This window comes from Streptomyces nodosus, assembly GCF_008704995.1.
Lineage (GTDB): Bacteria > Actinomycetota > Actinomycetes > Streptomycetales > Streptomycetaceae > Streptomyces > Streptomyces nodosus.
On the sequence record NZ_CP023747.1, the window covers coordinates 3,981,277 to 4,007,391 of the forward strand.

The window sequence follows — 26,115 nt, forward strand, 5'->3', positions numbered from 1 at the left end:
CCCCGGCCGGTGTGGGGACTTCGGGCCGGGTGGCCACGGACGGGTGCCGTGGTGCGCGGACCAGGCGGTTCGCCGGTGGCGCCGTACACGGTCGGCGCCAGGGGCGCTGCGGCCGTGATCCGGACACCGGTCCGGATGCGGCGGTGCGGGTTTCAGAGGGGGAAGGTCCTTGCCGGGGCGTTGAAACCGGGTTGAAGCCGCTGTGAACCGGGTCGGGCGCAGGCTTCGGGGCATGACGGAGACGAAACACGAACCCGCGATCGCGGCCACCGGGCTGCGCAAGTCCTACGGGGACAAGACCGTCCTCGACGACATCGACCTCACCGTGCCCGTCGGCACGATCTTCTCCCTGCTCGGGCCGAACGGCGCCGGCAAGACCACGGTGGTCGACATCCTGTCCACCCTGATCTCCGCCGACGCCGGACGGGCGCGGATCGCCGGGCACGACCTCACCGCCGAGGCCCAGGCGGTACGCGCCGCCATCGGTGTCACCGGTCAGTTCTCCGCCGTGGACGGGCTGATCACCGGCGAGGAGAACATGCTGCTGATGGCCGACCTGCACCACCTCCCCCGGGCCACGGGCCGACGGGTGACCGCGGAGCTGCTGGAGCGCTTCGACCTGGTGGAGGCGGCGAAGAAGCCCGCCTCCACCTACTCCGGCGGCATGAAACGCCGCCTCGACATCGCCATGACCCTGGTCGGCGACCCGCGGATCATCTTCCTCGACGAGCCGACCACCGGACTCGACCCGCGCTCCCGCCACACCATGTGGCAGATCATCCGCGAGCTGGTGTCCGGGGGCACCACCGTCTTCCTCACCACCCAGTATTTGGAGGAGGCCGATCAGCTGGCCGACCGTATCGCGGTGCTCAACGGCGGCAGGATCGTCGCCCAGGGCAGTGCCGAGGAGCTCAAGCGGCTGGTCCCCGGGGGCCATGTGCGGCTGCGTTTCTCCGACCCGGTCGCCCATGAGCGGGCCGCCATCGCGCTGAGCGGGAGCACCCGCGACGACGCGGCGCTCGCCCTCCAGATCCCCAGCGACGGAAGCCAGCGTGAGCTGCGCGCCATCCTCGACCGGCTCGACACCGCCGACATCGAGGCCGACGAACTGTCCGTGCACACCCCGGATCTGGACGACGTGTTCTTCGCCCTGACCGGCGACCCCGTCTCCAGCCGGTCCACCGCTTCCGCCGACAGGGAGACCGTCCGATGAGCCTCGCCTCCCACGCCTTCCGCGACCACCTCACCATGCTGCGGCGCACCCTCCTGCACGCCCGCCGCTACCCCTCCCTCACCCTGAACGTCCTGCTCACCCCGGTCATGCTCCTGCTGCTGTTCGTCTATGTCTTCGGCAATGTGATGAGCGCCGGGATCGCCGGCGCTCCCGCGGACCGGTCCGAGTACGTCGCCTACCTCGTCCCCGGCATCCTTCTCATGACCGTGGGCATGATCTCGCTGGGCACCGCGGTGTCCGTGGCCACCGACATGACCGAGGGCATCATGGCCCGGTTCCGCACCATGGCGATCTCCCGCGCCTCCGTGCTGATCGGCCATGTGATCGGCAGCGTGATCCAGACGCTGCTGGCTCTGGTGCTCGTGCTGGGCATCGGACTGGCCATCGGCTTCAGGCCCGACGCGACATTGACGGAGTGGATCGCGGCGGCCGGGCTGATGGCGCTGGTCAGCCTCGCGCTGACCTGGATCGCGGTCGGTATCGGCCTGGTGAGCCCCAACCCCGAGGGGGCCAGCAACATCGGGCTGCCGCTGACCATGCTGCCGCTTCTGTCCAGCGCGTTCGTGCCGGTGGACGCCATGCCGGGCTGGTTCCGCTGGTTCGCCGAGTACCAGCCGTTCTCGCCCGCCATCGAAACCCTGCGCGGGCTGCTGCTGGGCAGCGGGATCGGCACCACGAACGCGGTGCTCGCCGTCGCCTGGTCGCTGGGGCTGAGCCTGCTGGGTTATCTGTGGTGCAGGGCGCAGTTCACCCGTGAGCCCCGGCGTTGAGTTCGCGCAGCGCCGCGGCCCACAACTCCTCCCGTCCCAGGGCGGCGTACGCCGATCGCGCATCGGTGTACGCCGCCCGGTCGGCCTTCTCTGCTGCCTCCCGGCAACGGGCCGAGGACAGGGTGGGGAAGTCCCGGAGCACCTGCATCCGTTCCGCCAGCGCCATCAGCCGCACGGCCGCCGTGTCGCCCCCGGCCAGCCCGGCGAATCCGAGCGCCAGCAACGCCGTGCCGTACACCGGCAGTTCCGCCGGGGCCCGCTCACCCGAAGGGCCGCGCTCCGACCCGAGCAGCCGTTCCCGCAGCTGCCCGGCCAGTCCCGCCACCGGCTCCAGCCGGCCGTGCTGTGCGTGCGCCGTCAGCGCGGCCGCCTGCAACTGCAGCAACCACGGATCCAGGAACGGATCCCCGGCATGCGGCAGGCTGTCCTCGCGCATCTGCTCGACCGCCCGGCGCCACAGCCCGAGCCCGGTCTCGGTCAGCCCCCGGGCCAGTGCGATCTCCGCCCGGGCGGGCAGATCGGGGGCGAAGAGCCGGGAGTACTCCGGCTGCCGGTCCAGGGCCGTGAGCCCCAGCCAGTACTCCGCCTCGTCGACCTCGCCGCGCTGCAGACAGGCGAACACCAGCCCCCAGTGGACGCCGATCGAGTCCGACCACTCGCCGGACTCCTCGAGCGCGTCGCGCGCGGCCCGCAGATGCCGGTACGCCTCCGCACCACGCTCCGACTGCAGACACAGCTCGCTGATCCGCCCATGAACGAGCAGCATCATGGACGGATTGCCGAGCGGCCCCAGCACGTCGAGCGCCCGGCGGGCGCACTCCAGCGCCTGCTCCGTCCGGTGCTCGGACTCCCAGACATAGCTGGCGAGGCACGCCGCGACGCCCGCGACCATGGGCTGGTCGGCGTCGCACAGTTCCCGCAGCCGCGTGTACCGGGGCGGTTGCGTCTCCGGGACGGCGCACAGCACCACGGCCAGTCCCCGCAGCAGTGTGTCCGGCGGGGCGGACGGCAGCCGGCGCAGCGTGACCAGCTGACGTACGGCGTGCGGGCCGCGGCCCATGAAGAGGCCGGCCGTGCACACCGCAGCCGCGCTGCGGACCGCCTCGACGTCCTCGGGGCCGGGGCGGAAGTGCGACAGCGGTCCGCCGGTCTCGGCGGCGAGGGCGGCGAGCCGGGCGTAGTGGGTGTCGGTGGCCCACAAGGAGGCCAGCACGGCGGTGAGCGCCGCGACGGTGGGCCCGTCGTCGCGGGCCAGCGCGTACCGCAGCGCCAGCACGAAGTTGTCCTGCTCGGCCCGGATACGGACGATCGAGGACAGCGGGTCGCCGCTGAACAGCACGTCGTGGTGGGCACGCCCGAAGTCCCGGGCCCAGGAGAGGAACCGCTCGGTCACCGGCTCCTCCTCACCGGCCTCGGCGCGGCGGGCGGCGCTGAACTCCCTCAGCGTCTCCAGCATGTGGAAGCGCACCCCGGACGGGCCCTCACCCACCTTGATCAGGGACTGATCGGCCAGCTGCTCCAGCAGGGCCAGCGTGTCGCCCCGGTCACCGAGCAGATGCTCCGCCGCGTCCTCGGCGAAGCCCCCGGGGAACACCGACAACGCACGCAGCGCCGCCCGGCCGTCGGGCTCCAGCAGATTCCAGCTCCACTCGACCACGGCCCGGAGCGTGCGATGCCGCTCGGGCGCGTCGCGGGCGCCCCCGCGCAGCAGGGCGAAACGGTCCCGGAGCCGGTGCGAGATGTCGCCCACGGAGAGCACCCGTACCCGGGCCGCGGCGAGCTCCACGGCCAGCGGCAGCCCGTCCAGATGGCGGCAGATCTCGGCCACTTGGTCGGCGGGCAGTTCCACACCGGGCCGGGCGGCCCGCGCCCGCTGCTCGAAGAGGGCGGCCGAGACCGCCGGGGAAAGCTCCGGCAGGGCGTACAGGGACTCCGAGGTCAGGCCCAGCGGAGCCCGGCTGGTGGTCAGGATCCGCAGCTCCTTCGCGCGCGACACCAGCGCCTGGACGAGTCCGGCCACGCCCCGGACCACCTGCTCGCAGTTGTCGAGGACCAGCAGCGCGGGGCCGGGGCCCAGCGCGGCGACGATGCCGCCCACCACGTCCGGGCCCGCGGTGAACGGCCGGCCTTCCGCGGCGCCGACCGCCGAGGCCACCTCGTCGGCCACGCCCTCGTCGGCGGTGACACCGGCCAGCGGGACGAAGTGAACCACCGGCTGCTCGGCCGCCCGGCTCACCGCATGGGACAGCCGGGTCTTGCCGAGCCCGCCGGGACCGACCAGGGTGACCACCCGGACCTCGCGCAGCAGCCCGGTCACGGCGGCGAGGTCGGCGTCCCGCCCCAGCAGGGCGTTCGGCTCATGAGGCACCCCATGGCGGGCCGGTGGCACATCCGCGCCGAGCAGTTCCTGGTGCAGGGCCCTGAGCCCGGGGCCGGGACCGGTCCCCAACTCCTCGCGCAGCGCCCGGCGATAGGCGTCGTACCGGGTGAGCGCCGCGGCGCGGCCCGAGGTCGCGGCCTCGCAGCGCAGCAGTTCCGCCAGCACCTCCTCGTCCCGCGGAAGCTCCCGGGCCAGCCCGGCCAGCGGGGCGACCGCCTCCTCCCGCCGTCCCACCCGGGCCAGGGCCAGCGCCCGGGTGCGGGCCAGCGAACGGAGCACCCGGACCCGGTCGGCGCGCAGCGCCACCAGCGGATCGCGCAGATCCTCCCCGGACCCGGCGCCCAGGACCCCGTCCCAGAGGGCCAGGCCCGTCTCGGCCTGAGCCAGGGCACCCGGGTGGTCCCCGGCCCTCGCCCGCTCGGCGCTCCCCGTCTCGTACCGCAGCAGAGCGGAACTGTCGACCTGCGCCTCGTCCAGCGCCAGCCGGTACCCCGTCGGCGTGCTCACGATCAGCTCCGCCCCGAGCTGCGCCCTGAGCCTGGACACCAGGACCTGTGCCGCCTTGCCCGGGCGCTCCGGCAGATCGTCCGGCCACAGCCCCTCCACCAGCCGACCGGTGCTGCAGCCGGTGCGCAGCTCCTGCGCGAGCAACGCCAACAGGCCGCGCAGCCGTGGTGCGGTGATCTCCCGCCCGCGACAGGAGACGTGAGGCAGCAGCGTCAACTCGGTGGTCACGCCAGCAGGTTAACCAGCGGAGCACCGGACGCACCCGCGAAAACCTCGCGCGGTGGCCCGGCGGAAGGGCGCGCGGCTCCGGCGGCGTCGACCAGTGCGTATCCACGGGTCCGCTCCGCCCTCCTCCGGGCACATGCTCGTGGAGTGCCCCGGTGTCCGCCCGAGCGGATCAGCCGCAGTGGCGGCGGCGGGAGACGTCCGTAGGCTTGATCGGGTAGGTCGACCGGGCTCCCGTGCGAGGGGCCGCCGTGTGTGGTGCTTTCAAGAGGTGCATTCAGGAGGAGACACACCATGACCGCTTCCCCCGGAGGCTCCCGGCGTTCGGAGACCGGTGTCACCCGGTTCACGGCCTCGCCGCAGCTCGCCCGAGCGTTGCAGCAGATCCTGGTGGATCTTGTGGAACTGCATCTCCAGGGGAAACAGGCCCACTGGAACGTGGTCGGCCACAACTTCCGTGATCTGCACCTGCAGCTCGACGAGATCGTCGACGACGCCCGGGAGTCGGCCGATGTCATCGCCGAACGGATGCGCGCACTCGACAAATGGCCGGACGGCCGGTCCGACACCGTGACGGCGAGCACCACACTGCCCCCGTTCCCGGAAGGGGAGCTGAGCGTGAGTGCCGTCGTCGACCTCGTCACCACCCGGCTGTACGCCACCGTCGACACCGTGCGCACCCACCACGACCAGGTCGACGGCGAGGACCCCTCCACCGCCGACCTGCTGCACGGGATCATCGTCACCCTGGAGAAGCACGCCTGGATGGTCGGCGCGGAGAACCGCACCCCCTGACACCGGTCGTTCAGCCTCCGGCGCAGGGCAGCGCCACCGTGATGCTCAGCCCTCCCCGGGGACCCGGTTCGGCGGTCAGGTCCGCGTCGTGGACGGCGGCGACGGCCGAGACGATGGACAGCCCGAGGCCGTGTCCGTCCGGACTCCCGGTCCGGGACGCAAGGCGCTGGAAGGGCTGGAACAGCGTGCCGATACGGTCCGGCGGTATCGTCGGCCCGCTGTTGACCACCCGCAGGAACGCTCGCCCGTGCGCGGTCCCGGTGACCACCCGCACCCAGCCGCCGGGCACGTTGTACCGCAGGGCGTTGTCGACCAGATTGGCGACCAGGCGCTCCATCAGCCGGGGGTCACCCGCGGCGGGCGCCGGTGCGAGCGCCGGCTCCACGCCGGTCTCCTGGGGGCCGCGGTCCCGCAGCACCGCCCCGACGACCCGGGCGAGGTCGAAGGGCTCGTGCCGGTCCAGACCCCGCTCGCTGCGGGCGAGCATCAGCAGCGCCTCGATGAGCCGTTCCTGGTGTTCCCCGGCGGCCAGGACCCGTTCGCACACCCGGCGCAGCGAGTGAGCGTCCGCCGCGGGGTCGGCCAGCGCGACCTCGATCATCGCCCGCTGCAGGGTGAGCGGGGTGCGCAGCTCGTGGGAGGCGTTGGCGGCGAAGCGCTTCTGCGCGGCGAACGCGGTGTCCAGGCGGCCCAGCAGGTCGTCGATGGTGTCGCCGAGGTCCTTCAGCTCGTCGTCCGGACCCGCGACGGCGAGACGTGCGTGGAGATTGCGCGCGGAGATGTGCCTGGCCTTGTCGGTCATCATCCGCACCGGACGCAGCGCCCGCCCGGCCATCAGCCAGCCCAGGCCCACCGAGACCGTCGACATCAGCCCGAGGGCGACGGCCGACTGGGTGAGCAGCTGCCGCAGCATCGCCTCACGCTGCTCCAGGGCGCGCCGGCCCATCACCTGGTGCAGCAGCTCGGAGTCGACCGCCTGGAACAGCAGGCTCGATCCGCTTCTGGTGGAGACGAACAACCGGGGGGTGCCGCTGTTCGCGACCAGGAGATAGGTGATGAGCAGCAGCGCCGCCGAGGAGACCAGGAACAGTGCGCCGTAGAGCGCGGTCAGCCGGAGCCGGACCGTCCAGCGAATGCGGCGGGGCACCCGGCCCACCGGCTCAGATGCGGTAGCCGGCATGGGGCACCGTCTCGATCACCGGCGGGTCGCCCAGCTTGCGGCGCAGCCGGCTGATCGTGACCTTGACCGTGTTGGTGAAGGGATCGGCCGCCTGGTCCCAGGCGCGCTCGAGAAGCTCCTCCGCGGACACCACACTGCTGCGGGCGGCCAGCAGCAGCTCCAGTACGGCGAACTCCTTCGGGGACAGCTCGAGCCGTCGGCCGTCGCGCCGCGCCGTGCGCCGGGCCGAGTCGAGGATGAGGTCGCCATGGGTGAGCACCGGGGGCAGCGCGGGCTGGGTCCGCCGGGCCAGGGCGCGCACCCGGGCGATCAGTTCGGCGAAGGCGAAGGGCTTGGTGAGGTAGTCGTCCGCGCCGAGGCCGAGGCCGTCGACGCGGTCCTCGACGGTGCCCGAGGCGGTGAGCATCAGAATGCGGGCGCGGCCGCCCTCCTCGACCAGCGTCCGGCACACCTCGTCGCCGTGCAGGACGGGCAGGTCGCGGTCGAGGACGACGACGTCGTAGTCGTGGAGCGTCGCCAGATAGACGGCCTCCCGGCCGTCGAGGGCGAGGTCGACGGCCATTCCGTCCTGCCGCAGCCCCATGGCCACGGTCTCGGCCAGCTCCATGTGGTCTTCGGCGATGAGTACGCGCATATCGGACAAGGATGCAGGAGGGGCGGTTACACCGGGATAACAGCGGACGTTCCCGTGGTGTAACCGCCCGGGCGGTAGCCCTTGACCCCATGGTCAAGACACATAGACGAACAGTCGTACGAGCCATCCCGGTGGCCTCCCTGCTTCTCGCCGGGGCGCTGCTGACGGGCTGCTCGGGTTCCTCCTCGGACTCGGCGGACTCCGGCGGCGGGGCGAGCGCGTCTCCCACCGCTCCCGAGGACCGCGCGCTGGCCTACTCACAGTGCATGCGCGACAACGGCGTCGCCGGCTTCCCGGACCCGCCCGAGGGCGGCGGCGGTATCAAGATCGGCCCGGACAGCGGGCTGGATCCCAACTCCGACGCGTTCAAGAAGGCGCAGGAGGCCTGCCAGGACCTGTCCCCGCAGGGCCAGAACGCCGGCGGCGGCACGATCGACCCGGTGAAGGCGGCCGAGTGGGCGACCTGCCTGCGGAAGAACGGGCTGCCCGACTTCCCCGACCCGGAGATCAAGGGCGGCTCGATGCAGATCGACATGAGCGGGCTCGACCCGCAGGGCGACACCTTCCAGAAGGCGATGGCGACCTGCCAGGACAAGCGGCCCGCCGGCGGCATCATGCTCAAGGGCAACGGGGGTGGCCAGTGACCCTCCAGGACCGCACCGATCGCACCGACCGCAGGGACCACGCCGATCGCATCGACCGCACGGACCAAGCCGATCGCACCGACCGGATGAACCACGCCGACCGCCCCGGCGCACGGCCGGCCGCCCACCTCGACGGCAACGCCCCTGCGGCCGATCCCGCACCCCCACGGCGCAGGCGCCGGCCGCTGCGCACCGCGCTGGTCGTGCTCGCCGCGCTGGTCGTCGCCGGGGCCGCCGGGGTGGCCGCCACCGGGACCCTGGGCGGCGGCGGGGACGAGCAGGCCTCGGCCGCGCCCTCCGGCCCGCCGAGGACGGCCACGGTCGAGCAGCGGACGCTGACCCGCACCCAGACCGTGGCGGGCACCCTCGGCTACGGCACCACGACCCCCGTCGTCGCCCCCGCCTCCTCCGGGGCGGACGCGGGCAGCGGCGGGTCCGCGAGAAACGCCGACGGCCCGGGCCCGGAGATCATCACGGCGCTGCCCGGCGAGGGCGACACCATCCGGCGCGGCGGGTCGGTGTACAGCGTGGACGATCAGAGGGTGCCCCTGTTGTACGGCTCGATCCCCCTGTACCGCACGCTCCGGACGGGCAGCGAGGGCAAGGACGTGGCGATGCTGGAGAAGAACCTGGCCGCGCTCGGCTACACCGGCTTCACCGCGGACGACGCCTACACCGAGGGCACCGCCGAGGCCGTTCGTGCCTGGCAGGAGGACCTCGGTCGCGAGCAGACCGGGACCGTGGGCCCCGGCGAGGCCGTGGTCGCCCCCGGCGCCCGGCGCGTCGCCGAGGTCAAGGCCGCGCTCGGCACCGTACCCACCGGGGAGATCCTGACCTGGAGCGGCACCGAACGGGCCGTCGGCGTCGATCTCGATGTGCGGTACGAGGACCTCGTCGACGAGGGTACGAAGGCCGACATCGAACTCCCCGACGGCACCTCGGTGGAGGCCACGGTCACCGAGGTCGGCACCGCCGCCACCGCGGCCTCGTCCGGGGGCAACGGGGGCGGCCAGGGCTCCGGCGGCTCCTCGAACGCCACCCTTCCGGTCCGGCTCTCCGTCAAGGACCAGAAGAAGCTGGGCCGTTATCAGGCCGCCCCGGTGGACGTGACCCTCAGGGCCGAGACCCGCAAGGACGTTCTCGCGGTGCCGGTCGAGGCGCTGACCGCACGGCGGGAGGGCGGCTATGCCGTGCAGGCCGTCCGCGGCGGCGCGGTCGAGTATCTCCCCGTGAAACTCGGCATCTTCGCGGGCGGCCTGGTCGAGATCTCCGGCGACGGCATCACCGCGGGCCTGACCGTGGGGGTCCCCCGGTGATACCGCCCGTCGTGGAACTGACCGCGGTGTCCAGGACCTATGGGGAGGTGACTGCCCTGGCCGGCGCCGATCTCACCGTCCAGCGCGGGGAGTTGCTCGCCATCGTCGGCCCGTCCGGTTCCGGCAAGTCCACCCTGCTCAACATCATGGGCACCCTCGGCCGCCCGACCTCCGGCACCGTGCGCATCGACGGCCACGACATCGGTGAGCTGAGCGACCGGGAACTGTCCGCGCTGCGCGCCGGCACCATCGGGTTCGTCTTCCAGGCCTTCCATCTCGCCCCCGGTGTCCCCGCCGTGGACTCCGTCGCCGACGGACTGCTCTACAGCGGCCGCCCGCTGCGCGAACGCCGCAGTCTGGCCGAGGCGGCGCTGCACCGGGTCGGCCTCGGCCACCGGCTCCACAACGAGCCGCACCAGCTCTCGGGCGGGGAGAAGCAGCGCGTGGCCATCGCCCGTGCCGTGCTCGGCGACCCGCCGCTGCTGCTGGCCGACGAACCGACCGGCGCGCTGGACTCCCGCTCCGGCGCGGTGGTGATGGAGCTGCTGCACGAACTGCACGCCGCCGGAACCACCGTCGTGGTCATCACCCACGACCGGGACATCGCCGCCTCGCTCCCGCGCGAGGTCCGTATCAAGGACGGCCGTGTGGAACACGACTCGGGTGCACCGGCCGCCCCCGTACGCGACGAGGTGGTCGTATGAGTACGGCGGCACTGTCCCGTCCCAGGCCCGCCCGCATGGGCCCGGCCGACGTACTCCGGGTCGGCGGCGCCGGACTGCGCTCCCGCCCGATGCGGGTGTTCCTGTCCGCACTGGGCATCGCCATCGGCATCGCCGCGATGATCGGCGTGGTCGGCATCTCCACCTCGAGCCAGGAGGAGCTCAACCGCAGACTGGCCGCGCTGGGCACCAATATGCTCACCGTGTCCCCCGGCCAGACCTTCAGCGGCAGCCAGGCCCGGCTGCCCCAGCAGTCCGTACGGATGGTCGGCGACATCGCGTCGGTGGAATCGGTGTCCGCGATCGGCAGGACCGACGCCAAGGTCTACCGCAACGACCACATCCCCGCGGTGGCGACCGGCGGCATCAGCGTCTGCGCCGCCCGCACCGACCTGCCGGCGACCGTCGGCGCCACGATCGTGGACGGCCGCTGGCTCAACGCCGCCGACGTCCGGTACCCGGCCACCGTCCTCGGCGCCCGGGCCGCCGAACAGCTCGGCGTGTTCCGGGCCGGAGACCAGGTGTGGCTGGGCGGGCGGTGGTTCACCGTCGTCGGCATCCTCGCGCCCGACGAGCTGGCCCCCGAGCTGGACTCCGCGGCACTGGTCGGCTGGCCCGTCGCGGAGAACGAGCTGGGCTACGACGGATACCCCACCACTCTCTACACCCGGGTCGAGGACCGTGCCGTCGCCGACGTCCAGTCCGTGCTCGGCGCCACCGCCAACCCGGAGAACCCCAACGAGGTCGACGTCTCCCGGCCCTCCGACGCGCTCGCCGCCCGGCAGGCCACCGACGACACCCTCGGCGGACTGCTCCTCGGCCTCGGTGCCGTGGCCCTGCTCGTCGGTGGGGTCGGCGTCGCCAACACCATGGTCATCTCGGTGCTGGAACGCCGCGCCGAGATCGGTCTCAGGCGCTCCCTCGGCGCCACCCGCGGTCAGATCCGCACCCAGTTCCTGTGCGAGTCGCTGCTGTTGTCCGCCCTCGGCGGCATCGGCGGGGTGGCCCTGGGCATCGCGGTCACCGCGGGCTACGCCGCCTACCAGGGCTGGCCCTCCGTGGTGCCGGCCTGGGCGATGGCCGGCGGTGTCGGGGCGACCCTGGTCATCGGCGGCCTGGCCGGCTTCTACCCGGCCCTGCGCGCGGCGAAGCTGCCCCCGACCGAGGCCCTGGCCACCGCATGACCCACGGGCCCGCCCTCCGGGGCGGGCCCGTGCCGCGGAGGGTGCGGCCCGTCACCCGCCCCCGGAGGCCCCTCTGTGCCCTGCGGTCCGAGTGAGGCCGTAGGCGGCGAGAGACACCACGCCCCAGGACGCCGTCGCCACCCCGAGCGCGAGCCACGCGGAGTGGTGACGGAGCAGAACCACGGCGACGACCGCGAACACCACGAGCCCCAGGGTGCCCAGGACCGCGCCGCGTGCGTCGTCGACGGCGCGGGTGAGGCCCTCCTCCTCGGCCACCAGGGTCAGACTGGCCAGCAGAATGGCGGGAAAAGCGAGGAAGACTCCGCCGACGAACGGCCCGAACAGCGCCGACACGACCGCTGCCAGGAGAGACACCCCGGCGCCGAAGGCGAACCGGAGGAGCAGATCCCTGCGCGGCGTCCGCGCGGCCGCCCGCCAGTCCACCCGGACCCGGTCGGCGTCCTCGGCGCCTTCCCCGCCCTCGCCCGGGGGCTTCGCCGTTCGGCTCACGGCGCCACCGCGAAGGCGAGTGCGGCCGCCGCCGCGAACCACACCACGAGCGCCGCCACCGACCCGCGCATCGCCCCGAACCTGCCGAGTGCCGGGACATCGACGAGACAGTAGGCGGTGAACGCCGGCGCCCCGGCGACCATGCCCCGTGCCGCGGCCGCCGCGTCCTGGTTGCCTTTGAACACCACCGTCAGGATCAGCCCTCCCAGCGCCACCGAGGGCGCCGCGGCGAAGACCCCGGCCAGCCGCTTGGGCTGGACGGTCTCCGCCACCAGCGCGAAGACCACCACGAACAGTCCGCCGATGAAAGCCTTCAGGACGATCTCAAGCAGGGGTTTCATCCCCACACCTCAACGCCGGGCCGCCGTCGGCGCAACCACAGCCCGACACTTTCATCCAGGTGGCACACCACCGGCGACCACGGACCGGCACCACTGCTGCCGGCCGAACTCGATCACGTTGCCACCCGCGAGCTCGGACGGGACGCCGCCCTCAGCGCGGTCGACGACATCCGGCGCTGGATGAGCAGGGGCCGTGTGGTCATGCCCGAGATCACGGAGGACCATCTGGGCGCCGCCCGGTCCGTCCGCGTCCGCTACGGCGCGCTCGACCTGGCCCTCGCCGACGCCGTGAACGTGGCCCTCGCCGCCGACTACGACACCGACGCGATCCTCAGCCTGGACCGACGCGACTGCCGTGCCGTACGCCCCCTGGACCACCACAAGGCGTTCCGCGTCCTGCCCCACGACCTGCCCCTTTGACCCGGCCTTCCCGCCAGAAGCCCCGGTCGTCGCAAGGGACCTCGGCGACCACATCCTGCGCATGCCGGCGGCGGCCATCGGGGCGGCGCGGCGGCGTGGTCGTCCTCGGGCGCAGGTCCCGGCGAGAGCGGCGGGTGTCGTCCGATGAGGCGGCGCTGACTGTCCCATCGGACGACACCCGCCGACAACGCGAGGCGGACACGCGGGGCGCCCGCGGGACGGTCAGGTGGTGAAGCGGTGGGTGCCCGAGCCGACCCGGTAGACCGCGCAGCCGTCCTTCCGGCGCAGGAACGTCCCGTGGGTGTGGGTGACTTCCTTTGGAGTGGAGGCGGGGATCCACACCTCGGCGGTCGTGTTGGGCGGCACCGTGCAGGTCAGGGTGAAGCGGCCGGCCTGCTGCCGCCACTGCGTGGAGACGGGTCCGTAGACCGAGGTGAACGTGGCGCGGGAGGTGGTGACGGCTCCGCCCGGACGGGGGCGGATGACGATCTCGCGGTAGCCGGGCCGGCCCGCCGAGATGCCGGCGATGTTCGCGTACATCCACTCTCCCACCGAGCCGTAGGCGTAGTGGTTGAAGGAATTCATGCCCGGGTCCTGGAAACTGCCGTCGGTCCTGAGGGAGTCCCAGCGCTCCCACATCGTCGTGGCGCCCCGGTCGATCTGGTAGCCCCAACTGGGGAACGAGCGCTGCTGCAGGAGGCGATGGGCGACATCGGTGTGCCCCGCGTCGGTCAGCACGGGCAGCAGCCGGGGCGTGCCGAGGAAGCCCGTCGAGAGGTGCCAGTCCCTGGCCTCGATCAGGGCGACGAGCCGGTCGGCCGCCGCCTTCCGCAACCCGTCCGGCATCAGGTCCATCGACAGGGCGAGGACATAGGCCGTCTGGGTGTCACCCTTGACCCTGCCGTCGGCGCTGACGTAGGCGCTCCGGAACGCCTCCCGTACCCGTTCGAAGAGGCCGCGGGGGGAGGCGGGGTCCTTGCCGAGCTCCGTGGCCATCCGCGCCGCGAGGTCGGCGCTGTGCGCGAAGTACGCCGTGGCGATGACGTCCTTGGGGGTCTCGTCGTCGACGTTCAGCCAGTCGCCGTATCCCTCGGCCGGGCGCAGCAGCCGGTCGCTGTGCTTCTCCAGGTACGTCAGCCAGGCCTGGACGGACGGCCAGGCGTCCATCAGGACCTGACGGTCGCCGTAGGCCTGGTAGAGGGACCAGGGGACCGTGACACCCGCGTCGCCCCAGCCGGCGGTGCCGCCGCCGAGCCCGCCGACGTCCGGTGCCACGTTCGTGAACGCGCCCTCCGCGGTCTGGGCGTCCCTGAGGTCGACGAGCCACTTGGACAGGAAGCGGGCCGACTCCATCGTGTAGGCGGCCGTGGGCGCGAAGACGTTGATGTCCCCCGTCCAGCCCAGGCGCTCGTCGCGCGCGGGCGTGTCCGTGGGAACGGAGAGGAAGTTGCCGCGCTGCCCCCAGGTGATGTTGTGATGCAGCTGGTTGAGCATCGGTACGTCGGTCTCGAAGTCGAGCGTGGAGGGCGCTGACGTATACATGACACGCCCGGTGACGGCTTTCGCCGAGGGCGTGCCGGGGAATCCGGTCACCTCGACATAGCGGAAGCCATGGACGGTGAAGCGGGGCTCGAAGCTCTCCTCCCCGTGGCCCTTGAGGGTGTATGTGTCGGTCGCCGCCGCACTCCGCAGGTTCGCCGTGTAGACGGTGCCGTCGGGGTTGAGCACCTCGGCGTGCCGGAGCCGGACGGTCGTCCCCGCGGCGCCCGACACCCGCAGGCGTACCGAGCCGACCATGTTCTGGCCCAGGTCGAACACGAAGACACCGGGCCTGGGCTCGGTCACCTTCTTCGGTGTCAGCTCCTCGGCCACACGCACCGGACCGGCCTCCTGTGCGACGATCAGGCCGGGACCGACCTCGCCGGCGCCGCGCACACCGAGCCAGCCCCTGTCGTCGAAACCGGGTGAGGTCCAGCCCGGGGTCTCCTTGCGCGCGTCGTACGTCTCGCCGCCGTGCAGGTCGGCGGCGACGATCGCCCCGGAGGCGGCCCGCCAGCCGTCGCCCGAGGTGATGCGCTCGCTCGTCCCGTCCGCGTACTCCACCTCCAACTGCGCCAGCAGCGCCGGATGTTCGCCGTACTGATGAGGACCGAACATGCCGACGTCGCCCGCGTACCAGCCGGGCGCGAGATACACCCCGACGGCGTTGGCGCCGGGCCGCAGGAGCGAGGTGACGTCGTACGTCTGGTAGGGGAGGCGGGTGCGGTAGTCCGTCCAGCCGGGAGCGAGCTGGTCGCTGCCCACGCGGCTGCCGTTGAGGTGGGCCTCGTAGAGACCGAGCGCCGTGGCGTACAGCCGGGCACGGGACACCTTCCGGCTCCGGAGCCGGAACTCGTGGCGCAGCTGGGTCACGGCGTACGTCACCGGGACGACTCTCCCCCAGGGCCCCTCGCCCCACGGGGCCGCCACCCTCGCCGCCGGCCAGTGGGCGTCGTCGAAGCCGAGCCCGCGCCAGTCGGCGGGGGGCTCCTTGTCCATGGCCTTCCAGGAGGCGTCGGTGACGGTCCTCTGCTCGCCGGAGGCGGTGCGGACCGTGAGCACGGCGATGAGGCCCGCCGGACCCGGGGACGCGTTGGTGGCGGAGACGGCGATGACGTTGTCACCGCTGTGCACCCGGTCCAGTACGTCGATCACGGCCGGGCGGCGCCAGCCGTCGATGTCGGTCTCCGGGTCGGTGCGGGCCACCTCGACTCCGTTCATGGAGACGGCGTACGCGTCGTCCGCGCTGATGACGAGCGTCGCCGCGGTGATCCCCCCGGGCAGCCCCGCGATGCCGCGGAACCAGCGGGTGACCGCCGGGACACTGCTCGTCGGATCGCCCTCGGGGAACCAGATCCAGGAACTTCCCTCGAGGGACGGCGCGTCCGTGAGGCTCGCCGGAGCCGAGATCCAGTCTGCCGTCCACTGCCCGGCTTTCATGAGACCGGTCTCCCACCACGAGGGCTCGCTCCAGCCGGAGGCCCGGCCGTCGGCGTCCCACACGCGCACGGACCAGAAGTAGCGTGTCCGGGGCCGGAGTTCAGGGCCCCCGTAGGGCACCAGCACGGACTCGCCGGACATGACCTGCCCGCTGTCCCAGACGTCCGGACGGGACAGGCCCGTTGTGCTGGTGGCGACGCGGATCTGATAGGCGCTCTGCCGCATCCCCGGCTTGTCGGAAGCCAACGGCCAGCTCAGCCGGGGCCGTTGCGCATCGAGGCCGAGGGGGTGCGGGACGTACTCCACGGTCGGCGCCGTGACGCGCAGTCCGTCGTGCCCCGTGTGCCCCGCGTGCCCCTGCGTCGGTACAGCTCCGGACGCCGGTACGGCCGCCGCCGGTACCGCGTCCAGTGTCGCCGCCGCGACGGTGGCGGCCGCTCCCGCCAGAACACTCCTCCTGCTGATCACTTCGACTCCTCACCCGGAGATTTGAATGAATCGATTCAATATCGATGAGTGTGGGTAACGTAAGGGCGGGCGAGGTGAAGGTCAATCAGTGTGCGTGCGGCTCTTTTCGACGGGCGGCCGGGGTGCGGACCGGATTGAACGTTTCAATCGCAGGGGCTCGGCCAGGCCGCCGCAGCGGCGTGCGCCGCCGCCCGGCTCCGAACGATCCGGAAAACCAGCGAACCCCTGGTCGACGACCAGGGGTTTCATCGTGGAGCGCGTGACGAGAACGCGCTTGTGGTGCGATCGCGAGTGGCGGGTCCGCTCAGCTGAAGGGAACGGCGTCGGCCGGGGCGGTGTGCCAGTTGGTGACGATCGGCTTGTCGACGGTGATGGTGCCGACCGGCAGGGAGACCGGGTCGCTGTCGTCGTTATTGACGGCGACGATGATGAAGTCCAGTTCCTTGCCGCCGTTCTCCTTGGTGGTCTTCGTCTGCACCCCCGCGTAGGCCGTGGTGCTCCCGCTCAGCTTGATCTGCTCGCCGACGGCCTGCTCCGCGGGGCCCGCCTCGGTGCCGTCGGATCCGAACGCCACGATCGGCAGTGCGGCGGGCAGGTAGCAGGTGATGCCCGGCTTCGCCTTCGCGGAGATCAGGATGTATCCGCCCGCCTGGGTCTCGGACTTGGTGCTCCACGAGATGTCGTTGGCGCCGCAGCTCTGTTCGACCTGCTCCCGCTTGCCGTTGCCGGTGTCGGCGCCGGAACCGGCCGAGTCCTCGGTTCCCTCGTCCTTCGCGTCGGAGCCCTTGGCGTTGCCCTGGCCGCTGCCCGCGGCCGACGAGCCGGACGGGGCGGCGGAGTTGGACGGGGCGGTGGAGTTGGAACTCTGCGCGGCGCCGGTGTCCGTGGCCGCGTCCGTGCCGTCGCACGCGGTCATCAGCAGGGCGCCGCCCACGATCGCAGCGGAGACGAGGAAGGCCTTGCGACGGTTGCCGGACATGAAATCCCCCTGGGTGAGGCGTTGTTGAGGCCGTATCGGTGCGGCCTCCCGTTGCTTGCTCAACCACTATGAGGGGGCCCTGAGCCCCATGGATACGGGTGCCTTCGTTCCAGGACAACGCTGTCACGGACCAGTGACATGATCACGGGATCGAGGGCCGCGAGCCGACCTGGCGACCCCGGCCGCACACCGCTGTCAGGTTGTGGCGCGCGGGAGGGCGAGGGAGCGGTGCTCCTCCACGACGTGGTAACCGGTGTTCGTGTAGAGGTTCATGGCCACCTCGTTGCCGCCCCACACGGTGAACATCAGCGCCGAGTCGCCGGCGGCGAGAGTCGCCTGTTCGCCGGCCGCCATCGCGGCCCGCCCGTACCCTTTGCCGCGGTGCTGCTCCTGGATGTACAGCGAGTAGCCGTAGGTGACCCCCGGGAGGTGGCCGTGCTTCAACCAGCCGGTGCCGATCCGCTCGCCCTCCGTTTCAAGGACCAGGAACGTGTTGTCGGGTGTCGCCAGGCCCTCCGGGATCAGCTTCGCGAAGTCACGGTCGGACTTGAGTACGGCCTCCTCGGGGCTCAGCGCTCCCGCCCGGACGATGTCGCCGGTGTAGGCGGCCTTCTGGGCGGTGAGCCACTCGGGATATTCGGCCTGTGTCATCGGCCGTGCGGTGACGCCGCCGACCGGTTCCGGCGGGGAACCGACGTGCCGCATCCTGAGCTGGCCCCGGGCGCTGTAACCGTCGAACAACTCACCCGCGGGCTCGGTGAGAAGTACGTTCAGCCGGGCTGCACCGCGCTCCGCGCACCATCTCTCGGCCCAGTCCCGGGCAGCCCCCTCGTGCCCCCGGCCGGCGTGGAGCGCGTCCACACGGAGGTCGCCGATACGGCCCGCGAGCGTGCCGTTGTCGTCGGCCACGACCACGGCGACGTGTCCGACCAGGGTCCCGGCGTCCATGATCTCGGCGACGGTCCAGTCGCCGATGCCGGAGTGGGCGCTCTCGACCTTGCGTTCCGCCGCGGCGGCGCCGAGTCCGGCCGCGGTGTAGCGGGCGCGCAGCCGCTGCTCGACGTCCTTCCGCCATTCCGTGGTGTCACCGAGGATGCTGAATTCCGTCATCCGATCACCCTAGGCGGGTTGTCATGACCTGGGTGGGCAATTTTCGGCGGTCACCAGCCGGTGAGCAGCAGATGGTTGAGGAGCAGGGGGAGCAGCGCCTGGGCGGTGAGCCAGGCGCGGACCGGGGTCTCTCCCGCTCGAGCGGAGCCGGGGGCCTGGGGGCGGGTGAGGAAGGCGCACGCCGGGAGCAGCCACAGCGCGAAGGGCAGCCAGATGCGTTCCGTCTCCGCCTTGCTCATGCCGGACAGGTCGGCGACCAGCAGGGCGAGGAGGGCGGCGGAGACCAGCAGCGCGAGGCGGGTCTCGGCCGTCCGGGCGGGCGCGTCGCCGCGGCGCCGGACGAGCACCGCGCCGGTCCTCCGCAGGCCCGCCGCCGTGGCCAGGCCCGTGATGAGCACCGTGCAGGCGAGGTTGGCCCACACCCAGTAGCCGTAGGGGCGGACGCCGCCCGCGCCCTGGTAGTAGCGCGTGACCAACAGCTGGTACGCCTCCCACCAGTTGAACCCGGCGAGCGTGAACGCCGTCGGGACCACCGCCAGCCCGGCGAGCAGGGGCACCAGCAGGGCGGGGCGTCCCCGCACCCCGTGCCGGCCGAGTACCAGTACCGCCGCCGCGATCAGCGCGACGAGCGTGAGACCGTACGACAGATAGCAGGTCAGACCGAACAGCAGCCCGGACGCCCCCGCCCACCACAGCGACCGTCCGGTGACCGCCAGCGCGAGCAGCGCCACCGCCCACGCGGCCACCGCCGCGAAGTACGCGTCGGCCGAGGTGCCCATCCACACGGCGGCCGGGGCCAGCACGAGGAAGGGCGCCGTCCGCCGCGCAAGGTCCTCGTCGGCCAGGGCGCGGACCGTGATCAGCACGGCCGCGCAGGCCGTAGCCCCGACGGTGACGCACCACACCCCGGCCCAGCCCCCGCCCCCCAGCCCGACCCGGTCGAGCAGCACGAAGGTGAGCGGGGCGGCGGGCGGGTGGCCGGCGACATGAGCGGGCCAGTGGCCGGGCGAGCCGAGCAGGATGTGCCCGGTGAAGCCCCGCAGCGCCGCCGGGATGTCCTGGAAGCGGTCGATGACCTGGAGGTACTCCTGGCGGGTGGTGAGCCGGACGGCGATGCCCCGGTGCCAGCCGTCGATCAGGGCGAGGGAGTAGATCCACGCCATGGCCGTGCCCCACGTCAGGGGAACCAGGGCCCGCCAGGGGAGACGGGCCGCGAGACCGGGGCCGTACGCCACGGTGGCGATCGCCACCAGGACGGCCATCGGGGTGCCGGGGCCGAGGTGGGGCTCCCAGGACGCCATCAGCGGGGGCCAGTTGACGAACAGGGTCCGGCTGGTCCCCTGGATGTGGCGGCCGACCAGCACGGCCGTCGTCACGAGCAGCACGGCGGCCCCGGCTGCGTACAGGTCAAGGCGACGGCCACGGGGCATGCCGGAGCGTGCGGTGCCGGGCTCGGTGGAGGGCAGGGTACGGATCACACCGGAACGCTAGGCCGCACGGCCCGCCACGGACCGCCGTCCGGCCGCGACGTCAGCATTTCGTCATGGGTTGCGCGGCCTTTCGCGGGGTGCTTCCGGCCTACCGTCGGGACATGCGCGACCCCGACGCCCCACGGCTTCCCTCCTCGCCCGGTTTCTGGCGCAGCCCCCTGCGCGGCCCCTGGTTCACCTCGGTGCTGGGCCTCGTCCTGCTCGTCGGCATCACCGTGCTGTTCGTGACGGGCCTGCTCTCGTACGCCGCCTACAACCCCGGTCTCTCGCCGGTGAACGACAAGACGCCGGACAAGGGGATCCTCGGCTTCTACCTCTTCCCCTGGCCGACGAACCCGCACTGGCTGTACCGGCTCGACCAGGGCGTCCATGTCACCCTCGGCGTCACCCTGATCCCCGTTCTGCTCGCCAAGCTGTGGTCCGTGGTGCCGAGGCTGTTCGCGCTGCCGCCGGCCCGCTCGCTCACCCACGCCCTGGAGCGGATATCGCTGCTGCTCCTGGTGGGCGGCGCCCTGTTCGAGTTTGTGACGGGCGTGCTCAACGTCCAGCTCGACTATGTCTTCCCCGGCTCCTTCTACCGGCTGCACTTCTACGGGGCGTGGGTGTTCTTCGCCGCGTTCGTCGCCCATGCCCTGCTGAAGACGCCCATGGCGCTGCGCAATCTGCGGCATTTGCGGGAGGAGGGCAACGACCTGGTGTCCCCGCGCCCCGCCGAGCCGACCGTCTCCCGCAGGGGTGCCCTGTGGTTCGTCGGGGGCGGCTCGCTGCTGCTGTTCGCCACCACGGTGGGACGGAGCTTCGACGGTCCGCTGCGACGCGCCGCCCTGCTCGCACCGCACGGCGGCGGCGACCCCGGCACCGGCCCGAACGGCTTCCAGATCAACAAGACCGCCGCCTACGCCGGGATCGACGCGGCGGAGACGGCCGAGGACGCCTGGCGGCTCGTCGTCACGGGACGCACGGGCACCGTCCGCCTCCGCCGGGAGGAGCTGCTCCGGCTCCCCCTGCACAGTGCGGCACTGCCCATAGCCTGCGTGGAGGGCTGGTCGACGTCGGACCAGTGGTGGCGCGGGGTGCGGCTGCGCGACCTCGCGGCGCTCGTCGGGTACGACGACCCGCCGGACCTGTTCGTCGAGTCCCTCCAGCGGAGCGGTGCCTTCCGTAAGGCCGCCCTGCGCGCCAACCAGGTGGCCGACCCGCGTTCCCTGCTCGCCCTGTACGTCAACGGCGAGGAACTGTCCCCCGACCACGGCCACCCGGCGCGGATCATCGTGCCCGCCGCGCCCGGTGTGCTCAACACCAAGTGGGTGGCCCGGATGACGTTCGGAGACCTGTGATGCTTACCCGGCTTACCGCGCTTCCCCGTATTCCGCTCGGCGGCGGCCCCCTGCAACTCCTGCTGCTCGTCTGCTCGTTCGCGCTCGCCGCCTATGCGGGGGTGCGGCTGCTCGCGGACGACTGGTCGGGCGTGGCGCTGTGGTTCGTGGGGGCCGCACTGCTGCACGACCTCGTGCTGCTGCCCCTGTACGCGATCGCGGACCGGGCGGTCGTACGAGGGCTCGGCGCGGTCCGGCGCCGGGAGTGGGCGCCGTACGCGCGCATACCGGCGGCCCTCTCCCTGCTGCTCCTTCTCCTGTGGTTCCCGCTGATCAGCGGCTTGACGGAGCGGCGCTACCGGCTTGCCACCGGGCTGCCTGCGGATGTGTTCCTCACCCGCTGGCTGCTGATCACCGCCGTCCTCTTCGGCGGCTCGGCGCTGCTGCTGGTGCTGCGGCTGCGCAGGGCGGCGAAGCACCGTCCACCGGCCGTCCACTGACCGGCCCGCTCCCAGCCCCGTGCGTGCCGGAGCAGCGCCCGGGTGCCGAGCCGCGCCCAGGGGAAGAGGGCGTCGGTGCCGGCGGCGTCGGTGAGGCCGACGACCTGCACCCGGGCGCGCTCGTCGACGTCCATCGGGGCGGTCTCGGCGATCAACAGGCCACCGGGGTGCAGCAGTCCGGCCACCCGGTCGAGGAGCGCACGTGGGTCACCGCCGATGCCGACGTTGCCGTCCATGAGCAGGACGGTGTCCCAGCGCCCCTCGCCGGGCAGCGGCTCGAAGACCGAACGCCGCAGCGCCGGACCCCCGAGCCGCACGGTGTGGTCCACCGCGGCTTCGCTGACGTCGACACCGAGGACGGCCCGGCCCCGGGCGGCGAGTTCCGCCACCAGCCGGCCGGGCCCGCACCCCACGTCCAGCACGGTCCCCTCGCAGCGGTCCAGTACCTCCCGGTCGACCGCGTCGGCCCGGGCGCACCAGCGTTCCACCTCCAGCGGCAGCAGCCAGCCGTCGTCGCGGCGCAGGAACAGCGGGCCCCGGCCGGCCCGCAGGGCGGCGGCGTACGGATCGGCGTCCGCCCAGGCGAGGGCGGCGGAGGGCGGGGTGCTCATCGGCGTGGGGGCGCTCATCGGCGTCCGGCCTGGGCCGGGGTCGGCTCCGCGAGGGGCCGGCGATCCGGTGGGGAGCCCGGTCGGCCGGCGGGCGGGACGTCCGGCCCGGATCCCGGTTGTGCGGCCGACGCCGAGCCCGCCTCGGTGATGGGCGGCGAGGTGGTCTCCGTGGCGGGTGTTGAGCCGGTGTCCGTGGCTGGTACCGAGGTGGCGTCCGGGGCGGGTGCTGAGCGGACCTCCGTGAGTGGCGGCGAGGTGGTCTCCGTGGCGGGTGTTGAGCGGACCCCCGTGAGTGGCAGCGAGGTGGTCTCCGTGGCGGGTGTTGAGCCCGTCTCCGTGGCTGGTACCGAGGTGGTCTCCGCGGCCGGCGCCGAGCCCGCCTCCGTGAGTGGCAGCGAGGTGGCCTGCGGGGCGGGTGTTGAACGGACCTCCGTGAGTGGCAGCGAGGTAGCCGCGGCGGGTGTTGAGCCGACCTCCGTGGCCAGCGCCGAGTCGGCTTCCGCGACGGGCCGCGCATCCGGCCCCGCGACCCCCATGCACTGCGCCAGCCGTGCCGCGAAGCGGCCGTGCGGGGACAGGGCGGCGACGGCGTGGGCGTCGGCGGCGGTGTCGATGTCACGCAACGGCGGCAGCTCACGCACCCTCAGACCGGCGGCGAGCAGCCGGTCCCGCAGGACCGCTCCCGTCTCCGAGGTCGACATGGGCACGCCCCGCAGCAGGCCGGGATCGGGGTGCGCCAGGCCGAGCGCCCAGAAGCCGCCGTCCTCGGCCGGGCCGAAGTGGGCGTCGCAGTCGGTGAAGTCCACGGTGAGCAGTTCCGGCGTCACCTGCGGGGTGTCCATGCCGATGAGCAGGGCCGGGCCGGCGCAGCGCGCGAAGGCGTCCGCCAGCCGCTCGTCGAGACCGCCCGCACACTGCGGTACGACGTCGAAGCCGGGCGGCAGCCAGGGGCCGGGGGCGCCGTCGAGGACGAGGACCCGCCGGGAGGCGGGCGTGGCCGCCACGGTGTGCAGGGTGTCCGCGAGGGCCGCCTCCGCCAGCCGAGCCGCCTGACCCGGCGTGAACGGCGGGGTGAGGCGGGTCTTGACCCGGCCCGGCCGCGGCTCCTTGGCGATGACGAGAAGCGTGATCAACGGACGGTTCCTCCTCCGTGCGCGGGGGGTTCGCCCAACACCCGGCTCATGTCCCGTACCGCCTGCCAGGTGCCGCGCCAGGTGCCCGTCACCTTCGAGGCCCCGGTGCGCGGCAGATACGGCACATCGTGCTCGGCGATCCGCCAGCCGGCGTCGGCCGCGCGCACGACCATCTGGAGCGGATAGCCGCTGCGCCGGTCGGTGAGGCCCAGCGCCAGCAACTGCTCGCGGCGGGCGGCGCGCAACGGACCGAGATCGTGCAGGCGCAGCCCGGTGCGGCGCCGCAGCAGCCGCGCGAGCGCCAGATTGCCGGCGCGGGCATGTGCGGGCCACGCGCCCCGGCCCCGCGGACGCCGTCGGCCGAGCACCAGGTCGGCCTCGCCGTCCCGGACCTCACGGACGAAGGGGACCAGGAGCGACGGGTCGAGGGAGGCGTCGCAGTCGCAGAAGCACACCACCTCGGCGGTGGCGGCGGTCAGCCCGGCGTGGCAGGCCGCGCCGAAACCCCGGCGCGGCTCATGCACGACGGTCGCGCCGCACGCGCGGGCTACCTCCGCCGAGCCGTCGGTGGAACCGTTGTCGACGACGAGCGCGCGCCAGCCCGGCGGGATCCGTTCGAGCACCCAGGGAAGGGCCTCGGCCTCGTTCAGGCAGGGCAGCACCACGTCGACGTCCGAAGGAGTCCTCGTCACGGGTCTCACCCTACGAATGCGAATCGGGGCATACCGGACGCCCGCTCCTTACGAAACGCGGACGTCCGGGGCCGGGGCGGCGTCCGGATGCGCCCCCGCGACGGCGCGGTGCCAGGCTGGAGGCATGCTGCAGGAGCCGTACGAACGCCCGGGGGCGCCGACCGCCGACAGGTCCCCCCGAATCCTGGTCGTCGACGACGATCCGACCGTCGCCGAGGTCGTCGCCGGGTATCTGGACCGCGCCGGTTACCTCGTCGATCGCGCCGACGACGGCCCGACGGCCCTCGCCCGGGCCGGCGCGCACCGGCCGGACCTGGTCGTGCTCGATCTGATGCTGCCCGGCATGGACGGCCTGGAGGTGTGCCGGCGCCTGCGGGCCCACGGCCCGGTGCCGGTCATCATGCTCACCGCCCGCGGCGACGAGGACGACCGCATCCTGGGCCTGGAGGTCGGCGCCGACGACTATGTCACCAAGCCCTTCAGCCCTCGCGAGCTGGTGTTGAGGGTGGAGTCGGTGCTGCGCCGCAGCGGGCCCGCCGCCACGGGACACCGACTGGGGGCGGCCGGTCTGACCGTCGACCCGGCGGCCCGCCGGGCCACCAAGAACGGCACCGAACTCGCCCTCACCCTCCGGGAGTTCGACCTGCTCTCCTTCTTCCTGCGCCACCCGGGGCGGGCCTATGGACGGGAGGACCTGATGCGCGAGGTGTGGGGCTGGGACTTCGGCGACCTGTCGACCGTCACGGTCCATGTCCGCCGGCTGCGCGGCAAGGTGGAGGACGACCCGGCCCGGCCGCGCCTGATCCAGACCGTATGGGGCGTGGGCTACCGCTTCGGCCCCACCGACGACCAGGACTGACCATGCGCGACACCCTTCTCATCGCCCTGTACGCCTTCGCCGGTGCCGCCGCCACGGGCCTGGCCGGTGCGGGCGCACTGCGCCTGATCCGGCGCCGCTCGCTGACCGCCTCGCTCACCGTGGTGGCGGCGGTCGGGGTGGTCGCGATGCTCGCGGGCACCCTCGCCGTCGCCCGGGCGATGTTCCTGTCGCCGCACGACCTGACCGTCGTCACCACCGTCGTCGCCATGGCGGCCGTCGTCTCCCTGGCCACCGCGCTGCTGCTGGGCCGCTGGGTGGTCGCCCGGAGCCGCGAACTCGCCGTGGCCGCACGCTCCTTCGGCGACGGCGGTGACTTCGCGGCGCCCCGCGGCCCGACCACCGCCGAACTGGACGAACTGAGCCGCGAACTGGTGGCCACCAGCGCCAGACTCGCCGAATCCCGGGAACGGGAACGGGCGTTGGAGACCTCCCGCCGTGAACTCGTCGCCTGGATCTCGCACGATCTGCGCACCCCGCTGGCCGGACTGCGCGCCATGTCGGAGGCGCTGGAGGACGGCGTCGCCGCCGACCCCGACCGCTATCTGCGGCAGATGCGCACCGAGGTGGAACGCCTCAACGACATGGTCGGTGACCTCTTCCAGCTCTCCCGCATCCACGCCGGCACCCTGCCCCTGGCACCCACCCGGATCTCCCTGTACGACCTGGTCGGTGACGCGCTGGCGGGAGCCGACCCGCTCGCCCGGGAGCACGGGGTGCGGCTGGTGGGCGACCGCATCGAGCCGGTACCGGTGGAGGTGGACGGCAAGGAGATGAGCCGGGTGCTGGGCAATCTGCTGGTCAACGCGATCCGTCGGACGCCGGCCGACGGCACGGTCGCGGTCGCCGCGGAGCGTTCCCCCGAGGGTGTGGTGCTGTCGGTGACGGACGGCTGCGGCGGCATCCCCGAGGAGGACCTGCCGCGCGTCTTCGACACCGGCTGGCGCGGCACACACGCCCGGACGCCCCCGGCCGGCGCGGGCCTCGGCCTCACCATCGTCCGGGGGATCGTGGAGGCCCACCAGGGCCGGGCCACGGTGCGCAACATTCCCGGCGGTTGCCGCTTCGAGGTGGTGCTGCCCACCGCCGCCTCCTGAC

General features: G+C 72.9%; 22 protein-coding genes and 1 pseudogene. 11 read left to right on the plus strand and 12 right to left on the minus strand.

Translation table 11 applies throughout. The annotated features are described in order from the left end of the window. The first annotated feature begins 232 nt into the window (after nt 1-232). A complete protein-coding gene (locus tag CP978_RS17985) occupies nt 233-1,213 on the plus strand; it encodes a daunorubicin resistance protein DrrA family ABC transporter ATP-binding protein (protein ID WP_043442234.1) in 981 nt (326 codons plus the stop codon). Continuing rightward, nucleotides 1,210-2,004 carry an ABC transporter permease gene (locus CP978_RS17990; RefSeq protein WP_043442236.1) on the plus strand — a complete coding sequence of 265 codons (795 nt, stop codon included), beginning with the start codon at nt 1,210-1,212 and terminating at the stop codon, nt 2,002-2,004. Before CP978_RS17985 ends, CP978_RS17990 begins: the two co-directional genes overlap by 4 nt. Here CP978_RS17990 and CP978_RS17995 read toward each other — a convergent pair. Beyond that, on the minus strand, nt 1,982-5,119 hold the full coding sequence (locus CP978_RS17995) for an ATP-binding protein (RefSeq protein WP_043442238.1): 3,138 nt from the start codon (nt 5,117-5,119) through the stop codon (nt 1,982-1,984). The genes CP978_RS17990 and CP978_RS17995 overlap by 23 nt on opposite strands. 291 nt (nt 5,120-5,410) lie before the next feature. On the opposite strand from CP978_RS17995, the gene CP978_RS18000 reads away from it, so the two are divergent. After that, nucleotides 5,411-5,911, plus strand: a complete 501-nt coding sequence (locus tag CP978_RS18000; protein ID WP_043442241.1) for a Dps family protein — start codon at nt 5,411-5,413, stop codon at nt 5,909-5,911. Between the two features lie 10 nt (nt 5,912-5,921). Here CP978_RS18000 and CP978_RS18005 read toward each other — a convergent pair whose 3' ends face one another. Together CP978_RS18005 and CP978_RS18010 are read right to left on the minus strand one after the other, a co-directional pair. Beyond that, nucleotides 5,922-7,091, minus strand: a complete 1,170-nt coding sequence (locus tag CP978_RS18005) for a sensor histidine kinase (RefSeq protein WP_043442244.1) — start codon at nt 7,089-7,091, stop codon at nt 5,922-5,924. Next, a complete protein-coding gene (locus CP978_RS18010; RefSeq protein ID WP_043442247.1) occupies nt 7,072-7,725 on the minus strand; it encodes a response regulator transcription factor in 654 nt (217 codons plus the stop codon). The genes CP978_RS18005 and CP978_RS18010 overlap by 20 nt, the downstream gene beginning before the upstream one ends. Before the next feature lie 89 nt (nt 7,726-7,814). Between CP978_RS18010 and CP978_RS18015 the strand changes: the two genes are divergently transcribed. Genes CP978_RS18015 through CP978_RS18030 form a run of 4 tightly spaced genes read left to right on the plus strand, consistent with a single transcriptional unit; the run spans nt 7,815 to nt 11,591 of the window. Then, nucleotides 7,815-8,369, plus strand: coding sequence for a hypothetical protein (locus CP978_RS18015; protein WP_043442249.1), 555 nt, complete (start codon nt 7,815-7,817; stop codon nt 8,367-8,369). Beyond that, entirely contained in the window at nt 8,366-9,685 is a 1,320-nt protein-coding gene (locus CP978_RS18020; protein ID WP_242647110.1) for a peptidoglycan-binding domain-containing protein, read from the plus strand. The genes CP978_RS18015 and CP978_RS18020 overlap by 4 nt, the downstream gene beginning before the upstream one ends. Next, nucleotides 9,682-10,389, plus strand: coding sequence for an ABC transporter ATP-binding protein (locus CP978_RS18025; RefSeq protein ID WP_052454165.1), 708 nt, complete (start codon nt 9,682-9,684; stop codon nt 10,387-10,389). The genes CP978_RS18020 and CP978_RS18025 overlap by 4 nt, the downstream gene beginning before the upstream one ends. Beyond that, nucleotides 10,386-11,591: an ABC transporter permease gene (locus CP978_RS18030; protein WP_043442253.1), complete on the plus strand. Its 1,206-nt coding sequence runs from the start codon at nt 10,386-10,388 to the stop codon at nt 11,589-11,591. The genes CP978_RS18025 and CP978_RS18030 overlap by 4 nt, the downstream gene beginning before the upstream one ends. Before the next feature lie 51 nt (nt 11,592-11,642). Here CP978_RS18030 and CP978_RS18035 read toward each other — a convergent pair whose 3' ends face one another. Then, a complete protein-coding gene (locus tag CP978_RS18035; RefSeq protein WP_043442255.1) occupies nt 11,643-12,101 on the minus strand; it encodes a DUF3147 family protein in 459 nt (152 codons plus the stop codon). Further along, nucleotides 12,098-12,442 (minus strand): DUF3147 family protein, encoded by a 345-nt coding sequence (locus CP978_RS18040; RefSeq protein ID WP_052454166.1) that lies wholly within the window; start codon nt 12,440-12,442, stop codon nt 12,098-12,100. The genes CP978_RS18035 and CP978_RS18040 overlap by 4 nt, the downstream gene beginning before the upstream one ends. A gap of 93 nt (nt 12,443-12,535) precedes the next feature. On the opposite strand from CP978_RS18040, the gene CP978_RS18045 reads away from it, so the two are divergent. Then, nucleotides 12,536-12,862: a PIN domain-containing protein gene (locus CP978_RS18045; RefSeq protein ID WP_043442259.1), complete on the plus strand. Its 327-nt coding sequence runs from the start codon at nt 12,536-12,538 to the stop codon at nt 12,860-12,862. Nucleotides 12,863-13,084: 222 nt separating this feature from the next. Here CP978_RS18045 and CP978_RS18050 read toward each other — a convergent pair whose 3' ends face one another. The 4 genes from CP978_RS18050 to CP978_RS18065 form a co-directional block, all read right to left on the minus strand. Further along, on the minus strand, nt 13,085-16,309 hold the full coding sequence (locus CP978_RS18050) for an alpha-L-rhamnosidase (RefSeq protein WP_043442261.1): 3,225 nt from the start codon (nt 16,307-16,309) through the stop codon (nt 13,085-13,087). A gap of 304 nt (nt 16,310-16,613) precedes the next feature. Next, nucleotides 16,614-17,288: a DUF4232 domain-containing protein gene (locus CP978_RS18055; protein ID WP_043442265.1), complete on the minus strand. Its 675-nt coding sequence runs from the start codon at nt 17,286-17,288 to the stop codon at nt 16,614-16,616. A gap of 195 nt (nt 17,289-17,483) precedes the next feature. Continuing rightward, on the minus strand, nt 17,484-18,398 hold the full coding sequence (locus CP978_RS18060; RefSeq protein WP_043442269.1) for a GNAT family N-acetyltransferase: 915 nt from the start codon (nt 18,396-18,398) through the stop codon (nt 17,484-17,486). Nucleotides 18,399-18,448: 50 nt separating this feature from the next. Then, nucleotides 18,449-19,828: a hypothetical protein gene (locus CP978_RS18065; RefSeq protein ID WP_043448869.1), complete on the minus strand. Its 1,380-nt coding sequence runs from the start codon at nt 19,826-19,828 to the stop codon at nt 18,449-18,451. Nucleotides 19,829-19,989: 161 nt separating this feature from the next. On the opposite strand from CP978_RS18065, the gene CP978_RS18070 reads away from it, so the two are divergent. Beyond that, entirely contained in the window at nt 19,990-21,225 is a 1,236-nt protein-coding gene (locus CP978_RS18070) for a molybdopterin-dependent oxidoreductase (RefSeq protein WP_170307429.1), read from the plus strand. A 334-nt stretch (nt 21,226-21,559) separates the two neighbouring features. Here CP978_RS18070 and CP978_RS18080 read toward each other — a convergent pair whose 3' ends face one another. From CP978_RS18080 to CP978_RS18090, 3 genes and pseudogenes are all read right to left on the minus strand, one after another. Continuing rightward, nucleotides 21,560-22,333 (minus strand): class I SAM-dependent methyltransferase, encoded by a 774-nt coding sequence (locus tag CP978_RS18080; protein WP_043442275.1) that lies wholly within the window; start codon nt 22,331-22,333, stop codon nt 21,560-21,562. A 509-nt stretch (nt 22,334-22,842) separates the two neighbouring features. Beyond that, nucleotides 22,843-23,448 (minus strand): annotated as a pseudogene (locus CP978_RS18085) (TIGR04282 family arsenosugar biosynthesis glycosyltransferase); the annotation flags it as partial. Further along, on the minus strand, nt 23,445-24,140 hold the full coding sequence (locus tag CP978_RS18090; RefSeq protein WP_043442278.1) for a glycosyltransferase family 2 protein: 696 nt from the start codon (nt 24,138-24,140) through the stop codon (nt 23,445-23,447). The pseudogene CP978_RS18085 and the gene CP978_RS18090, both read right to left, overlap by 4 nt. A gap of 124 nt (nt 24,141-24,264) precedes the next feature. Between CP978_RS18090 and CP978_RS18095 the strand changes: the two genes are divergently transcribed. Beyond that, on the plus strand, nt 24,265-24,999 hold the full coding sequence (locus CP978_RS18095; RefSeq protein WP_052454167.1) for a response regulator transcription factor: 735 nt from the start codon (nt 24,265-24,267) through the stop codon (nt 24,997-24,999). 2 nt (nt 25,000-25,001) lie between these two features. Beyond that, nucleotides 25,002-26,114 carry a sensor histidine kinase gene (locus tag CP978_RS18100; RefSeq protein WP_043442279.1) on the plus strand — a complete coding sequence of 371 codons (1,113 nt, stop codon included), beginning with the start codon at nt 25,002-25,004 and terminating at the stop codon, nt 26,112-26,114. Nucleotide 26,115: the final 1 nt, after the last annotated feature.

Excerpts from the sequence above, each read along its gene's own strand:
- CP978_RS17985 (WP_043442234.1), top strand. The coding sequence starts at position 233 with ATGACGGAGACGAAACACGAACCCGCGATCGCGGCCACCGGGCTGCGC.
- CP978_RS17990 (WP_043442236.1), top strand. The coding sequence starts at position 1,210 with ATGAGCCTCGCCTCCCACGCCTTCCGCGACCACCTCACCATGCTGCGG.
- CP978_RS18000 (WP_043442241.1), top strand. The coding sequence starts at position 5,411 with ATGACCGCTTCCCCCGGAGGCTCCCGGCGTTCGGAGACCGGTGTCACC.
- CP978_RS18005 (WP_043442244.1), bottom strand. The coding sequence starts at position 7,091 with ATGCCGGCTACCGCATCTGAGCCGGTGGGCCGGGTGCCCCGCCGCATT.
- CP978_RS18010 (WP_043442247.1), bottom strand. The coding sequence starts at position 7,725 with ATGCGCGTACTCATCGCCGAAGACCACATGGAGCTGGCCGAGACCGTG.
- CP978_RS18015 (WP_043442249.1), top strand. The coding sequence starts at position 7,815 with ATGGTCAAGACACATAGACGAACAGTCGTACGAGCCATCCCGGTGGCC.
- CP978_RS18030 (WP_043442253.1), top strand. The coding sequence starts at position 10,386 with ATGAGTACGGCGGCACTGTCCCGTCCCAGGCCCGCCCGCATGGGCCCG.
- CP978_RS18040 (WP_052454166.1), bottom strand. The coding sequence starts at position 12,442 with ATGAAACCCCTGCTTGAGATCGTCCTGAAGGCTTTCATCGGCGGACTG.
- CP978_RS18055 (WP_043442265.1), bottom strand. The coding sequence starts at position 17,288 with ATGTCCGGCAACCGTCGCAAGGCCTTCCTCGTCTCCGCTGCGATCGTG.
- CP978_RS18060 (WP_043442269.1), bottom strand. The coding sequence starts at position 18,398 with ATGACGGAATTCAGCATCCTCGGTGACACCACGGAATGGCGGAAGGAC.
- CP978_RS18065 (WP_043448869.1), bottom strand. The coding sequence starts at position 19,828 with ATGCCCCGTGGCCGTCGCCTTGACCTGTACGCAGCCGGGGCCGCCGTG.
- CP978_RS18070 (WP_170307429.1), top strand. The coding sequence starts at position 19,990 with ATGCGCGACCCCGACGCCCCACGGCTTCCCTCCTCGCCCGGTTTCTGG.
- CP978_RS18080 (WP_043442275.1), bottom strand. The coding sequence starts at position 22,333 with ATGAGCGCCCCCACGCCGATGAGCACCCCGCCCTCCGCCGCCCTCGCC.
- CP978_RS18095 (WP_052454167.1), top strand. The coding sequence starts at position 24,265 with ATGCTGCAGGAGCCGTACGAACGCCCGGGGGCGCCGACCGCCGACAGG.
- CP978_RS18100 (WP_043442279.1), top strand. The coding sequence starts at position 25,002 with ATGCGCGACACCCTTCTCATCGCCCTGTACGCCTTCGCCGGTGCCGCC.